The sequence below is a fragment of the Oceanobacillus sp. FSL W8-0428 genome (assembly GCF_038004405.1).
GTDB lineage: Bacteria > Bacillota > Bacilli > Bacillales > Amphibacillaceae > Oceanobacillus > Oceanobacillus sojae.
The window spans coordinates 2621848-2637553 of record NZ_JBBORB010000001.1; the positions used below are offsets into that span (position 1 = coordinate 2621848).

13 protein-coding genes are annotated in these 15706 nt (G+C 38.9%); all 13 read left to right on the plus strand.

The window, feature by feature from the left end; all coding sequences use genetic code 11:
* Nucleotides 1-356 precede the first annotated feature (356 nt).
* The 13 genes from MKY30_RS12420 to MKY30_RS12480 all read left to right on the plus strand — a co-directional run bounded on the left by MKY30_RS12420 (nucleotide 357) and on the right by MKY30_RS12480 (nucleotide 15670).
* Nucleotides 357-2237, plus strand: a complete 1881-nt coding sequence (locus tag MKY30_RS12420; RefSeq protein ID WP_341084085.1) for a beta-N-acetylhexosaminidase — start codon at nucleotides 357-359, stop codon at nucleotides 2235-2237.
* A 47-nt stretch (nucleotides 2238-2284) separates the two neighbouring features.
* Entirely contained in the window at nucleotides 2285-3874 is a 1590-nt protein-coding gene (gene nagZ, locus MKY30_RS12425) for a beta-N-acetylhexosaminidase (protein WP_341084087.1), read from the plus strand.
* 86 nt (nucleotides 3875-3960) lie between these two features.
* A complete protein-coding gene (locus tag MKY30_RS12430; RefSeq protein WP_341084089.1) occupies nucleotides 3961-5574 on the plus strand; it encodes an extracellular solute-binding protein in 1614 nt (537 codons plus the stop codon).
* A 44-nt stretch (nucleotides 5575-5618) separates the two neighbouring features.
* A complete protein-coding gene (locus MKY30_RS12435) occupies nucleotides 5619-7238 on the plus strand; it encodes an extracellular solute-binding protein (protein ID WP_339284998.1) in 1620 nt (539 codons plus the stop codon).
* Between the two features lie 80 nt (nucleotides 7239-7318).
* Nucleotides 7319-8266: an ABC transporter permease gene (locus MKY30_RS12440; RefSeq protein WP_147212171.1), complete on the plus strand. Its 948-nt coding sequence runs from the start codon at nucleotides 7319-7321 to the stop codon at nucleotides 8264-8266.
* A gap of 13 nt (nucleotides 8267-8279) precedes the next feature.
* Nucleotides 8280-9167 carry a carbohydrate ABC transporter permease gene (locus MKY30_RS12445; protein ID WP_147212172.1) on the plus strand — a complete coding sequence of 296 codons (888 nt, stop codon included), beginning with the start codon at nucleotides 8280-8282 and terminating at the stop codon, nucleotides 9165-9167.
* Between the two features lie 51 nt (nucleotides 9168-9218).
* Nucleotides 9219-9836, plus strand: coding sequence for a DUF624 domain-containing protein (locus tag MKY30_RS12450; RefSeq protein ID WP_156988116.1), 618 nt, complete (start codon nucleotides 9219-9221; stop codon nucleotides 9834-9836).
* A gap of 24 nt (nucleotides 9837-9860) precedes the next feature.
* The gene (locus MKY30_RS12455; RefSeq protein ID WP_339284999.1) at nucleotides 9861-11012 is read left to right on the plus strand and encodes an exo-beta-N-acetylmuramidase NamZ family protein; all 1152 of its coding nucleotides are present in this window, start codon (nucleotides 9861-9863) and stop codon (nucleotides 11010-11012) included.
* A gap of 75 nt (nucleotides 11013-11087) precedes the next feature.
* On the plus strand, nucleotides 11088-11933 hold the full coding sequence (locus MKY30_RS12460; protein ID WP_246145243.1) for a MurR/RpiR family transcriptional regulator: 846 nt from the start codon (nucleotides 11088-11090) through the stop codon (nucleotides 11931-11933).
* A gap of 105 nt (nucleotides 11934-12038) precedes the next feature.
* Complete coding sequence (locus MKY30_RS12465; protein WP_341084091.1) at nucleotides 12039-12992, plus strand: GNAT family N-acetyltransferase; 954 nt, start codon at nucleotides 12039-12041, stop codon at nucleotides 12990-12992.
* A gap of 321 nt (nucleotides 12993-13313) precedes the next feature.
* The gene (locus tag MKY30_RS12470; protein WP_147212175.1) at nucleotides 13314-14075 is read left to right on the plus strand and encodes an IclR family transcriptional regulator; all 762 of its coding nucleotides are present in this window, start codon (nucleotides 13314-13316) and stop codon (nucleotides 14073-14075) included.
* Nucleotides 14076-15029, plus strand: coding sequence for a sugar kinase (locus tag MKY30_RS12475; RefSeq protein WP_147212176.1), 954 nt, complete (start codon nucleotides 14076-14078; stop codon nucleotides 15027-15029).
* 11 nt (nucleotides 15030-15040) lie between these two features.
* Nucleotides 15041-15670, plus strand: coding sequence for a bifunctional 4-hydroxy-2-oxoglutarate aldolase/2-dehydro-3-deoxy-phosphogluconate aldolase (locus MKY30_RS12480; RefSeq protein ID WP_147212177.1), 630 nt, complete (start codon nucleotides 15041-15043; stop codon nucleotides 15668-15670).
* Nucleotides 15671-15706: the final 36 nt, after the last annotated feature.

Consider the following 15706-nt stretch of genomic DNA (forward strand, 5'->3'; position numbering starts at 1 on the left):
GGAAAAAAGTCGATGTAGTAATTGCAATAACTTCCGTTTTCGTTTATACGGGAAGTTATTCTTTTAAAAAAGACTTAAGTCACAAATATAATAACTAATATTAAAATAGGCAATCTAATATATAAGAAAGAAGCTGTCACAAAATGCATATTACACATTTTGTGACAGCTTCTTTTCCATTTTTACCGCCGATTATAAAACACAATAACAATTTTTTCGATGTAAATCTGATATTCTATTTCAATTTTAACAAGCATATCCTAATACAAACCAAAAGCATGTTAGGATTCTCATACGAGAAATTCAATGTATAAGAACGATAACACCAAATGAAAGAAAAGGAGGGCAGATAATATATGAAGCTTCAATTAACAGGAGAGCTATCACAGGTGAAAAAAGGACTGCATCATCTGTTGAAAGATCTGGATATTGAATTGGCGAAGGAAGGACATCGGATCCATGTGACGCAAAGAGAAGGTCCTCTTTTGGTGAAAAATTATAACGGAAAAGGTGAAATTGTATTTCAGGATAAAATTCATTTTTTCAGAGGGCTTGGATTATGGCTGGAGCATTTTTATTCAGAAACAGATTTTGATCTTATAGAGAAACCAAAGTTTACAATGAATGGTGTGATGCTGGATGCTTCCCGCAATGCAGTAATGAAGGCAGACGGAATAAAGGATTTATTGCGTAATATAGCAGTAATGGGACTCAATACATTGATGGTATATACAGAGGATACATATGAAGTAAAAGCATATCCTTATTTCGGTTATATGCGTGGAAGATATACAGAGGAAGAGCTGAAGGAATGTGATCAGTATGCTGCAGAATTAGGAATTGAAATGATTCCCTGCATTCAGACATTGGCTCATTTAACAGAAGCTTTGAAATGGAATTATGCAATTGATATACGGGATACCGCTGATATTTTATTGACAGGCTCAGAAGCGACGTACACCTTTTTAGAGCATCTCATTGAAGCTGCAAGTTGTCCATTTCAATCGCAGCGGATTCATATCGGAATGGATGAAGCGCATCAGCTTGGTTTAGGAAAATATCTTGATAAACATGGTTATGAAAAAAGGTTCGATATCATGAATAAACATCTTCAAGAAGTAGTTGCCATTACCAATAAGAAAAATCTAAAGCCGATGATTTGGAGTGATATGTATTTCCGACTCGGATCCAAGCATGGAGGTTATTATGACTTAGGTGCTGAGATTCCGGAATCAGTCATAGCATCTATCCCGGAAACACAGCTTGTTTATTGGGATTATTATCATGATGATGAAAAATTCTATTGCAGCTTTATTCAAAAGCATAAAGCATTAAAAGCTGATCCTGTGTTTGCAGGAGGCGTATGGACATGGAATGGGATCTCTCCTAACTATGGAAAAGCCTTTGCTGCAAGTGAAGCAGCTTTACGTGCCTGTAAAAAAGAGAAAATCAGAGAGGTTTTTGCTACTATGTGGGGAGATAATGGTGCGGAAACACCCATGGTGACAGCTTTACCGGTTTTACAGTTGTTTGCTGAACATTCCTATCATGAATCCATCTCTGAAGAACATTTACATCGACGGTTTTGTTTTTGTACGGGAGCCGATTTTAATGACTTTATGCTTTTCAATCAATTGGATGAAACACCTGGGGTAGCTAAGAATAATCCGCAGACCTCCAATCCTTCCAAGCTTTTATTATGGCAAGATATTTTGATTGGTTTATACGATGCGAATATTAAAAATTTGCCGTTGAACAAACATTATACAGAGCTGACAGCTAAGCTTGAGAAAGCAGTGGAAAGAAATACAAATTGGAATTTATTATTTGATTTCTATAAACAACTATCGCGTGTTTTAAGTGTGAAAGCAGAATTGGGAAGACGTTTGAAGGAGATGTACGATGATCAGGATCGAAGTAAACTCCAGAAGAATGTGCTGCCTGATTTAGAGGACGTGAAAAATCGTGTCGATACATTAAGAAAAGCCCATCGTAAACTATGGTTTTCACTCAATAAGCCCTTTGGCTGGGAGGTTATCGAAATACGGTATGGCGGTGTACTGGCGCGGATAGATACTGTGATTTACCGTCTAAATCAATATATTGAAGGAAAAATTAGCAAAATTGAAGAACTGGAAGAGGTACGGCTGCATTTTGAAGGCCCGTATCCTATGTCGGAAGGTTCCTTGGGCAGAAATTTATATCATCGTATTGTAACAGCAGGGAATTTATCTTAAAGAGAATGTTCAAAAAGAAAATGAAATAAAGAAAAGGAGGCTGCTCCATGAGCAAGAAGGAATTAGAAAGAAAAATTGGTCAGCTGTTCGTTGTAGGTTTTGATGGGACGACAGTGAACCCAAAAATAAAAAAATTAATCCATGATTATCATGTAGGTTCTATTATTTTGTTTAGCCGGAATATTGGGGAGCCGGAAGAAGTTTTGCAATTAACCTCCGATTTACAAAAGGAAGCAAAAAAAGCCGGATATGAAAAACCATTGCTAATTTGTCTGGATCAGGAGAACGGCGTTGTCAGCAGAATTCATAAAGGATTAACTACCTTTCCTGGATCGATGGCATTGGGGGCAACAGATAATCCGCAATATGCCTATAAAATAGGTCTGGCAACAGGGAAAGAATTAAAAGCGCTCGGGATTAATTGGAATCTGGCACCTGTTTTAGATGTGAACAATAATCCCGATAATCCTGTCATTGGTGTCCGCTCCTTTAGTGAAAATGCTGAAAAAGTTGCTGCATTTGGAGAAGCCATGATGAAAGGACTGCAGGATGCCGGAGTGATGACATCTTTAAAGCATTTCCCTGGTCACGGGGATACCAATGTAGATTCCCATCTGGATTTGCCGGTAATTTCGCATGAGATGGAGCGTTTGGAAAATATCGAATTGGTACCATTTAAAGCTTGTATCGAAGCAGGTGCAGATTCTGTGATGGCTGCTCATGTGTATTTCCCGGCGATTGAGCCGGAGGAAGATATACCGGCGACTTTATCCAAACGGGTTTATGTTGATCTTTTACGTAAAAAGCTTGGATTTACAGGAGTAATTACAACAGACTGTATGGAAATGAAAGCGATATCGAATTCGATTGGAACTGAAAAAGGAGCTGTAAAGGCGCTGCAGGCAGGTACGGATTTTGTCATGATTTCTCATACGTATGCTGTTCAGGAAGGAGCTATACAGGAAATCGTAAGTGCGGTTGAAAATGGAAAGCTGTCTCTTTCCTGTATTGAAAAATCCATTCAACGCATCCAGATGTTGAAAGAAAAATATACGAGCTGGAGAGATTTTCATTTTCCGGAAGCAAAAGACGCCTTGCAAATTGTCGGATCACAAAAACATCGACAGCTGGCACAAACTGTTTATCGGGAAAGTGTAACGATGGTGCATAATCATCAGCTGCTGCCGTTAAACACAGAGAAACAGCCAAAAATCCTTGTACTTGAACCTGCACAAGGAGCCATGATGCAGGTGGAGGATAACAAGGGAAACCAAAAATCACTTGGCGCTGCGGTAAGAGAGCATGTCCCTGGTGCAGCAGTAGAAATATATGACTTGGATGAAATCAAAAAGGCTGTAAAAGGAATTATCACTTGTGTGCAGAACTATGATTATATCATTTTAGGAACATTGACTGTGACTGAGAATAGTCCGGTGATAACGCTTGTTAATCAGTTACTGAAGGAAAATAAGAAGGTTATTGGGGTTGGCATGCGGAACCCATATGATTTTCATTTTCTTCGTAATGTGCAAGCATTTATCAACACCTATGAACCCAGCTTCCCTGCCTTGCAAATTGCTGCAGGTGCAATTTTTGGTGAAGAAGAGGCAAAAGGAACATTGCCGGTCAACGTTTGATTTACTTTCATCTGCAAAGGGAGGGAGGAAAAAATGTACAACAGAGGCTAATAAACAGATAAAGAAAATCTGAGGGGGATTTTAGAATGAAATTCCAGAAAAAAGTCCTGTTTCTATTATGCATTTCCTTTATATTTATGCTGGCTGCCTGCAGTAACAATGAAAAAGAGGATGTGGGTGGAAGTGAGGAAGCACTTGATAATTTGAATCAAGAGGGTATGCCAATTGTAGAGAATGAAATTACATTGGATGTATTTGCTGGTCATGCAGCTTCCACAGCGGAAGATTGGAATGATGTTCCTGTTTTAAATGAATATGAAAACATGACGAATATAAACATGAACTGGAATCAAGTCCCTGTTGACGGGTTACAGGAAAAAAGAAATCTGGCTCTCGCAAGCGGTGATTTACCAGACCTTTTCTATGGATCTTATATGCCAAATTCAGATTTATATAAGTACGGTGAGCAGGGGATTTTTATTCCTCTGAATGATTTAATCGATGAGTTTGCTCCGAATATTAAGGCGTACCTGGAGAAATATCCGGAAATTAAAAAAGGTATTACCTTTCCAGATGGAAACATCTATGCGATTCCCAGGTTGAGAGACCCTGATTCTCCAACCTCATTGATGGATGATAAACCCTGGATTAACAAAGAAATTTTAGATGAATTAGGGATGGATAACCCGGAAACAACAGATGAATTTTATGAATATTTAAAAGCGGCAAAGGAATTATCCGTTGATGGCAATGATGTCATTCCGTTCAGCAGTGTCTCTATGGATCGTTTATTTCATTGGCTGACTGGTTCATTTGGCGTTTCGAATAAAGGAATTTTACATGGTTCGATTGATGAAGATCCGGAAACTGGAGAATTACGCTTTTATCGTACAGCCGATGAATACAAACAATTGCTGGAATACATGAACAAGCTTTACACAGAAGGTTTGATTGAACAAAATATCTATTCTATTGAAGTGGATCATTTTCTGGCCAATGGTGCAGAAGGAAAGTATGCTGCAATGAACTTTTTCAACCCGAAAGATTATTTTGGAGAAGAAGTGGGTGGCCGATATATTCCGGGGAACGCGCTGGAAGGCCCGGATGGAGATAAACTGTTTACTTCCGTCATTTCACCTGTAAACAGCCTGGGACACTTCTCCATTACGAATGTCAATGAAAATCCGGAAGCAACGATTCGCTGGATTGACTATTTCTGGAGTGATGAAGGGGCGAAGATGTTCTTTATGGGATTAGAAGGAGAAACCTATGAAGAAACACCTGATGGGCCGGAGCTGACAGAGGAAATTACAAATAATCCTGATGGATTAACCGTTCAGGAAGCATTGGCACAGTATATCATTAACCCGGGCGGAGGACATCCGGTTATTGAAAACCCTGAATATTCGACTGCACCGGAGTTTCAGCCTGAAGATCTCGAAAATGCCGAGAATATGGCTCCATACTTGATCGAAGAACCTTGGCCGTTTTTCTTCTATGAAGAAGAGGAGCAGGCAACATTAGAGTCTTTAGGAGCGGATATTCAGAAGTATGTTGCAGAGATGGAAGCGCAATTTGTTACAGGAGAAACACCATTTGATGAGTGGGATAACTATGTGAAGACATTGGAAGAAATGGGGCTTGATGAGTATATGGAAATTCAGGAGAAAGCATTGGAACGTTATGAAGAAGGTCAGTAATTAACACATTCATAAAAAGAATAAAAAGCCTGGAGGTATTTCCTGTGAATATCAAGAAGAAATTTATTATCTTAGCGGCGGTGCCATTCATCGCATTAGCCGCATGTAATAAAGAAAATAACAGTGATGTCGGCGGCAGTGAAGAGGCTTTAAATAATTTAAATACAGAAGGCATGCCAATTGTGGATGACACAGTTGAATTAGAAATCTTTGCCGGTAAAGCAGCAACAACAGCGGACGATTGGAATGACGTTTTACTTTTAAATGAATATGAAGAAATGACAAATATGGATATTACATGGAATATGGTACCGGCAGATGGGCTAGAGGAAAAACGAAATCTGGCTCTTGCAAGCGGGGATTTACCGGATGTTTTCTACTCTGCCAACCTGCCAGTTTCCGATGTTCAAAAGTACGGTGGTCAAGGCACATTTATCCCTTTGAATGATTTGATTGAAGAATACGCGCCAAATATTAAAAAGGTTCTGGATGAAAACCCGGATATCCGAAAAGGAATTACATTTCCGGATGGAAATATTTATTCTATTCCGACCGTTTACTCACCAGATTTTTCATCCTTACTAATTGGGGCTAAAGGATGGGTGAATGGAGACTGGTTAGAGCAGCTGGACATGGATAACCCGGAGACAACAGATGAATTCTATGAATATTTAAAAGCGGTAAAAGAAACAGACCTAAATGGCAATGGAAAAAATGATGAGATTCCATTAAGCAGTGTAGCGGAAATGTCCCGTATTATTCACTGGATATCTGGAGCATTCGGCGTTCAAAACCGCGGGCAGCTTCATACTTTGATTGACAGTGATCCAGATTCAGGGGATATCCGTTTCTACCCTATTGATGATCAGTATAAAGAAATGTTGACGTATCTGAATAAGCTTTATGAGGAAGAGCTGATTGAGCAGAATATTTATTCCTTAGAGGTTGATCAGCACTTGGCAAATGCAGCAGATGATCTTTATGGAGCTGTACAGTTCTATAATCCGATGGAATTGTACGGGAAAGAAGTAGGCGGCCAGTTTATTCCGGGGAATGCGCTGGAAGGTCCAGATGGTACGAAAATGTACACAGGAATTACCTCTCCTGTCCTTTCATTGGGTAATTTCCTGATTACAAGTGAAAATGAAAACCCGGAAGCTACGTTGAGATGGATTGATTATTTCTGGAGCGAGGAAGGGCAAAAAATGTTTTTCATGGGTATTGAAGGTGTGACCTATGAGGAAACAGAGGAAGGTCCGAAGCTGACAGAGGAAATTACAGATAACTCGGAGGGGTTAACGCTGACGCAGGCACTGGCGGAATATATTATTAATCCGGGCGGAAATCATCCGGTTATTATCACAGATGACTTTTTTACCGGCTCTGAGAATGCGCCAACTGATGTAGAAGCTGCAGAGCAATTAGAACCGTATTTAATTGAAGAAATTTGGCCGGCGTTTACGTATACAGCAGAAGAAAATGACCGTATTGCTGTACTGGAAACAGATTTACAGAAATATGTAGAAGAAATGCAGGCTGGTTTTATTACAGGGGAGAATGATTTCTCTGAATGGGATGCATATGTGGAGACTGTGAAGAACATGGGCTATGACGAATACATGGAAATCCAGCAAGCCGCTTATGAACGCTATAAAGAAAATTAAAAGCTTGTCAATTTGAACTGAAGTTGAATTTATCGATGGCTGGATCTATGTTCAGCCATCGATAAATAGGGGGTTAAAGAATGAAGGGAGTAAAAAATGACGTTTCTGTACCAGCCCAGAGTAAATTTTATCAAGTAAAAAAGAACTTCGCCCGAAATTGGCAAATATATGTTTTCTTACTTCCGGCGGTTGCGTATTTTATCTTATTACATTATATCCCAATGTATGGCGTGCAGATTGCCTTCAAAAACTTTTTTGCCAACCTTGGAATCTGGGGAAGTCCCTGGGTCGGGTTTGATCACTTCGAGCGTTTTTTTAATTCATACTATTTTTGGAGACTGCTTAAAAATACGTTGATATTAAGTGCGTATCAATTAATCTTATTTCCATTGCCTATTATTTTGGCACTCTCCCTGCATGAAGTGAAAAATAGTATATTTAAGAGATGGGCTCAAACATTAACCTATGCTCCGCACTTTATTTCCGTCGTTGTTGTAGTAGGAATGATTGTTATCTTTTTAGACCCTACAACCGGCTTAGTGAACCGTCTTATTTTATTCTTTGGCGGAGATCCTGTAAATTTTCTGACAAGCCCAGGCTGGTTCAGACATGTTTTTACATGGTCCGGTGTCTGGCAGACTCTCGGATGGGGGTCTATTATTTACCTGGCAGCATTATCCGGTGTTAATCCCGAATTACATGAAGCAGCAAAAGTGGATGGTGCATCAAGGCTGCAGCGTATTTTTCATATTAATATCCCAAGTATTCTTCCGACGATTGTTGTGTTATTTATTTTAAACATCGGCAGCTTTATGACAGTCGGCTTTGAAAAAGTATTACTTATGCAAAATAATTTAAATGCCAAAACATCTGATGTGATCCAGACATTTGTGTATCAGACGGGTCTCTTGGAAGGGCAATACAGTTTTGCGGCAGCTATCGGACTGTTCGATTCAGCAATCAACATTGCACTGCTTGTCTTATTTAACTCTGTAGCCAGAAAGGTAAGCGATAACAGTCTATGGTAAGGAGGTTTGGAAGATGAAGAGGTTTACGTTGTCGGATAGAGGGTTTGATCTGATAAATACGATATTTCTTCTCATAATTTTAGTATTAATTGTCTACCCATTAATTTTTGTTCTAAGTGCCTCTATCAGTGATCCGCAGGCAGTCAGCTCTGGTAAAATGTGGCTATGGCCGGTCGATATTACATTTAAAGGGTATGAGCGTGTATTTGCCAACGATGCCATCTGGCTTGGATACAGAAATACCATTATTTATACCGTTGTAGGAACGGCCATTCATTTATTTGTGTTGTTACCGTGCGCCTATGCTTTATCACGTAAAGAATTAATGGCGAAGAAGCTTATCCTTTGGTTTGTCTTATTTACAATGTTGTTTAATGGAGGTTTAATTCCAACTTACCTCGTTGTGAAGTCAATGGGGATGCTTGATACGATGTGGGCGATTATTATTCCGAACGTTGTAGGGGCCTGGTCTATTCTTGTAGCAAGAGCCTTTTTTCAGCAAAGTATTCCAGATCAATTAGTGGAAGCATCCAAAATTGACGGTGCCTCTGATTTCTATATTTTTATCCGGATGGTATTACCGCTGTCTCTGCCAATTATTGCAGTCATGGCGTTGTTTCATGCAGTGAATTTATGGAACCAGTATTTTAACGCATTGATTTATTTATCAGATCGTGATAAGTATCCGCTGCAGTTAATTTTAAGAGAGATTCTGGTGGTGAATCAAATGCAGCTGAATGACCCGGGCGGATCAGCGGAATCACTGGTAGATCAGGTGAAAACAGCCGGTCTTATCAAATATGCAGTGATTATTGTATCATCGCTGCCACTATTATTAATATATCCATTTGTCCAACGATTTTTTGTTCAGGGTGTTTTAATAGGTTCGATTAAAGAATAGGAAAGAATCCGGCAGTTGGGAGAGGAGTTTAGAAGGATTGGAGGGGGTACGATGAGTGGTTTTATTGATGGATATTATCGATTTGCCGTATGGGTTACCAAATTTGCTTATCTAAATTTACTATGGATTGCTTTCTCGCTGCTCGGACTTGGTTTATTTGGTTTATTTCCTGCTACGGCAGCGATGTTTGCAGTGGTAAGAAAGTGGATTAATGGAGAAAAGGATATACCTGTATTTCATGTTTTTTGGAGGTCTTATAAAAAAGAATTTCTGAAAATAAATATTTTAGGATATATTTTGGCTGGAACAGGCTATTTGATGACAATGGAATTTCAAATTTTACGGACACAGGAGCATATCGCATATACGATGGCAAGTTTTGCAGTTGTTGGCTTATTTTTGTTATTATCTGTGATTGCTCTCTATCTTTTCCCAATCTTTGTACATTTTCAACTACGCACATTGGACTATATTAAATGGGCATTACTCATCGGAATTGGACATCCTTTATTAACGGTGTTTCTTCTTGGAATTATTATCGCTTTAACGTATCTTTCGTTTATGACAATCCCTGCGTTATTATTTTTCTTCGGGGGAAGTATATTCGCATATATCATCATGTGGGGTGTTCATTTAACCTTCTCAAAAATGGAAGAAACCCTTGCGTGAAATAGATATGGAGGTGCTTAAGAATTGGTACGATCAGGTCTGGATATTTTTTTAGAAAAAGGATATAAGCGGGTGGAGGGTCTGCGGATTGGTCTCGTTACCAATATGACAGGTGTGAATGGAAGGCTTCAGCCCGCTGTCGATTTATTTGCTGAACATCCGGGAATTAACCTTGTTGCCTTATACGGTCCTGAACATGGTATTCGCGGAGATGCGAAAGAAGGGCAGAAAGTAACATCTTCAATTGATGACGCCACAGGATTACCTGTTTACAGCTTGTATGGTGAAATGAGAAAACCGAGTAAAGAAATGCTGGCAGATGTGGATGCCCTCCTATTTGATTTACAGGATATCGGCTCCAGATACTATACGTATATTTATACAATGGCTTATGTTATGGAAGCCTGTATGGAATACGGAAAAAAACTGATTGTCCTTGACCGGCCCAACCCTGTTTCCGGGCTGGAAATGGAGGGAAATCTGGTAGAAAAAGAATTACGTTCCTTTGTGGGTTTACTTCCAATCCCGAATCGTCACGGTATGACGATAGGGGAATTGGCATTATTATTCAAAAATGAGTTTGCTTATTCATGTGATCTTTCTATCATACCGATGGAAGGCTGGAAACGCAGTATGTATTTTGATGATACGAGTTTATTTTGGGTTCCACCGTCTCCGAATACACCTGCTATCGATACAGCTGTTTTATATCCTGGCACTTGCCTTATCGAAGGGACGAATGTATCCGAGGGGAGAGGGACCGCAAAGCCATTTGAATGGATTGGGGCTCCATTTATCGACGGGCAGAAGCTGGCAAAAGTATATAACGATAAAAAAATACCCGGGGTCCTGGCCCGCCCTGTTTCTTTTGTTCCCACCTATCAAAAACATGAAGGTGAACCCTGCAGCGGCGTGCAGCTTCATATTGAAAACCGCAATAAGCTGCATTCCTTAAAGGCAGGTCTAGCCTTAGTTGAAACAATCGTAAATTTATATCCCAACCAATTTCAGTTTATCCAAAATGAAAATGGGAAGTATTTCTTTGATTTACTGGCGGGAACAAAACGATTAAGAAAATATATTTTAGATGGGGAATCGGAAAGCTATTTGGAGGAAAGTCAACAAGAGCTGGAACTATTTAAAAAAATGAGGAAAAAATATCTTTTATACCGTTAGAAGAAATACAGCTTCGATGAGAGAAAAAGAAATGAGTTGATCATATTGCCTTTTATGAACGGTGGAATAACAAGAATGAACGAGATGCTGCCCAGTCTCCCCCCATCTGAAAAAAAGATTGCTGAATACATTTTAAAGAATCCGGAATCGGCTATATCATTAACTGCAAAGGAGCTTGGGAAACGCAGTGAAACAAGCGGGGCAGCAGTAATTCGATTATGCAAGTCTTTGAATCTGAAAGGCTTCCATGATTTAAAAATCCGCATCGCAGGTGATTTGCAAAGCAAAGAAGAATACGGCTTCCGCGACATTGATCCCGATGAGACATCTTTATCCATTATTGAAAAAATGACGAATAACAGTATTCAAACAATACGGGAAACAGCACAATTAATTGATATTGATCAGCTGCAGGAAGGTATACAATCGATGAATGATGCATCAAAAATACTATTTATCGGTATTGGTGCATCAGGAATGATTGCTCAGGATGCGGTACAAAAATTTATTCGGATTAATAAAAATGCCTATGCATTTGAAGATATGCATACGGCAGCATTAGTGCTGGCCAATATGAGTGAAAATGATGTCGTTGTCGGTATTTCTTTTTCTGGAGAAACCATTGAAATTGCAAATATGCTTCACCTTGCTAAAAAAAGAGGGGTGAAAACAATCAGTCTGACAAAATACGGGAAATGGCCTGTCACGGAGCATGCAGATATCAAATTGTATACGTCTACGACAAGAGAGCCTATTTTCCGAAGCGGAGCTACATCCTCCAGGATAGCACAGTTGCAGGTTATGGATATTTTATTTATGAGTGTGGCAGCATTGCAGTATCCTGTTACAGTGAAGCACCTGGATGAAACAAGGGCTGCTGTTGATTTCTTTAAACAAGGAAATGAAAAGATAAAAAAATAAGGATGCTAATGAATGCGTTTTTATTTGGGTTTTATTACGGTATGATAAAAGAAATAAATAAATTTTAGTATCAACACCCATCCAAAAAAGAAGGGATAATCAATAATGAGGTTAGAACCATGGAATGAAGAGCGGATAGAAGATATTGTTCAATTATGGAATCAGGAAATTGGAGCCGGATTTCCAATGCGTAAAGAGTTATTTAAACAAAATAGTTTCACTGACGAAAATATATGCAGTATAGCCTCAATGATTGCCGTCGATAATGAAGATAATGTTATCGGATTTGTTGCCGCAAAAATATATCAAGAAAAAGAGAAGATTGGTATGAGCAGGACGACCGGATGGATTCAGGTGCTTCTTGTCAGCCGGAAGCACAGAAACCAGGGCATAGGCTCAAAATTATTAGCAAACGCTGAAACATATTTAAAGGTCGCTGGTGCAAATCAAATTCTCTTGGGGCGCGACCCATGGCATTATTTCCCTGGTATTCCGGATGAAATGGTGGAAACAAAAGCCTGGTTTGCTCATAAAGGATATGAAAATTATGGTACTGAGCATGACATGATTAGAAAGTATAACGTTAATAATGAAATAAAAACCCCGAAAATAGAGGGGGTAGAATTTAGCGTTTTAAAGCTGGGAGAGAAGGAATTATTCCTTGAATTTTTACATCGCTGTTTCCCGGGAAGATGGGAATATGAAGCGATTCATTATTTTCAAAAAGGCGGTACAGGAAGAGAATTTGCTATTTTAAAGAAAGAGGAAAGAATCATTGGGTTCTGTCGCATGAATGATGAAAAATCCTTGTTAATTGCTCAAAATGTATACTGGGCGCCTTTGTTCAAGGAGAGCTTAGGCGGTATTGGACCTTTAGGAGTAGATGAGAGGGAACGCGGACAAGGATACGGCTTGGCAATAGTTGAAGCGGCTATTTCATTTTTAAGGCAGCGTGGTATTTCTCGCATTGTAATTGACTGGACAGGGCTGGTGGGATTTTATAATTTATTAGGGTATGATGTTTGGAAAACATATGCTGCGTATAAAAAAGATATCTAACATACTTATTTTTTATAAATAATTACTATTTTACAAAGTGCTTTCCTGAAAATAACAGGATGGCGCTTTTTATATTTCTTTTTTCGTTTAACTAGTCATGGCAGCATCGCAGTCACCTAGTTCCTTTGTATAGCACAGATATCATGCAGCTTTTGGAAGTATTTATTCATTTTATTACAGGTGGCTGTGAACGATAAATAAATACAACCTGTTTTATTATTTTTCCTTTTACAGTTGTCATTTTAAAAAATACATGTTAAAGTTCTAAATATAAAAATCATATACAAGATGTTAAATCACATATGTGATGGAGGAGATTTTATGTCAGTTAAATCCGCAGAACGTGTTTTAAGAATTTTTGAATTATTAAGTGCAAATATTGATGGGATGACAATTAAAGAAATTAGTGAAACTTTGCAGCTACCACAAAGCAGTACATCAGGGTTAATAAAAACACTGCTTAATGAAAATTACTTATCAGTTAATCAGCAGAATCACTTTATTTTAGGACCGAAACTTATTCCGGTGGGAAATGCAGCAATGGAGTCCCTAGATATATCTTCTTTAGGGCATTCTTCTTTAAAAGAATTAATGGAATTAATTGAAGAAACTGTATTTATGGCAGTGCTGGCAGATCAAGAGCTGGTTTATGTTGCTAAAATTGACAGTAACCGTTCAATCAGAACTTCAGCTTACCCAGGGGGACAGAAGCCGCTATATTGCACAGGACTTGGAAAGGCTTACCTGGCATTTATGAATGAAGCTGACCGGGCTGACTATTTAAATACTATTGAATTAAAGCCAATTACGAAGCAGACAATCACTGATAAAGAAAAATTAGAGGAGAAGCTCCAAGAATACAAACAGCAGGGATATTCCATTGATAATGAGGAAAATGAAGACGGTCTTTACTGTTTAGCAGCACCAATATTTGATATGAAGGGAGCTATCCAAGCAGCAATTAGTGTAGCTGGACCTAAAGAGAGGATGCTTAGACAGGAAGATAGCATTATTAAGCATTTAAAGCAAAAAGCAAATGATATTTCCGCAAAACTGGGATATGTGCGTAAGGAAGGTGTGTAAATGGACGTTTTAAGTGTTGGAGAAACAATGGTTCTATTTTCTCCTAAGACAAATGGACAATTGCGATATGCAAATGACTTTTCAGCAAGAATTGCTGGTGCAGAAACGAATACATTAATAGGCTTAGCAAAGCTTGGGCACAAGACCAGCTGGATCAGCAGAGTAGGAAACGATGAACTTGGTGCAAAAATTGTAAGCGCTGTAAGAGGGGAAGGAGTTGACACAACGCATGTAAAACACGATAAGGAAGCAGCTACCGGGCTTTTCCTGAAAGAAAAAACAAATGCACAAACAAGCTCAATTTTTTATTATAGAAAAGACTCCGCTGCCAGTAAAATGACTTCAGAGGATATTGAAAACATAGATGTTTCTGATACAAAGTACCTCTATATAACAGGGATTACTCCTGCGTTGAGCAAATCCTGTGAAGAGATGATTTTTGCACTTCTGCATAAGGCAAAGAAAGAAAAAGTAACAGTTGTTTTTGATCCAAATATAAGGAAAAAATTACTCGATAAAAACAATGGTGTAGAACTGATAAAGAAGATAATCGGCTTATCTGATATTGTGCTTCCAGGAAAGTCAGAAGGTGATTTTTTATTTGATACAACCGATGCAGCAGAAATTAGCAAGTACTGTAGAAATCTTGGAGCTGGGGCAGTGGTAGTCAAACTTGGGGAAAAGGGAGCTTACTATGAAAATAAAGATCAAAATGGATTTGTGGGTGCCTATTCCGTTCCTTATGTTATGGACCCTGTTGGTGCAGGAGATGGTTTTGCAGCAGGATTGTTATCAGGATTATTGGATGAGTTAGCTTGGAAGGATGCTGTGAAACGGGCCTGTGCTATGGGAGCTTTGGTAACTCAGGTTGATGGCGATATCGAAGGTCTGCCAACTCAAGATCAGCTACAGGCATTTATGGAATCAGACAATCAGGATGATGTAAATCGATAAGGAGGGTTTTTTTGAATACACTTGAAGCTATTTATCTGCATAAAATTATTGCGATTATCCGTGGAGCGAAGAAAGAAGATTTGTTGCAAATTGGAGCAGCTTTAAAAGAGGGAGGTGTCCGTCTTATTGAGGTGACATTAAATTCTCCAGGCGCAATAGAAGGAATTAAACAGTTGAAGGAAGCATTTGGAGAAGAAATGAGGGTTGGTGCCGGGACGGTTCTAGATCCGGAGTCTGCTAAAGGAGCCATAGATGCAGGTGCGGATTTTATTTTATCGCCAACAGTAAGTAAAGAAACAATAAAAATAACAAAACGCTATGGGAAAGTGAGTATTCCCGGAGCTTTTACGCCGACAGAAATATTGACAGCTTACGAAGAAGGAGCAGATTTAGTAAAGGTCTTTCCCGCAAGTATTGGAGCATCCTATATTAAGGATATACGTGGGCCTCTTTCTCATATTCCATTAGTTCCAACTGGGGGAGTAGGTCTGGATAATATTGTTGACTTCCAAAAGGCTGGAGCAGCAGCATTTGGAATTGGAAGCTCACTGGTAAATACAAAGAAAGACTTCGATGAAGCATACTTGTCAAAATTAACAGAAAATGCACGGGCATTTGTTCAGGCAGTTTCTGTTGAGTAGATAAAAATCTTTTGATTTTAAGAATTTAATAAAAAA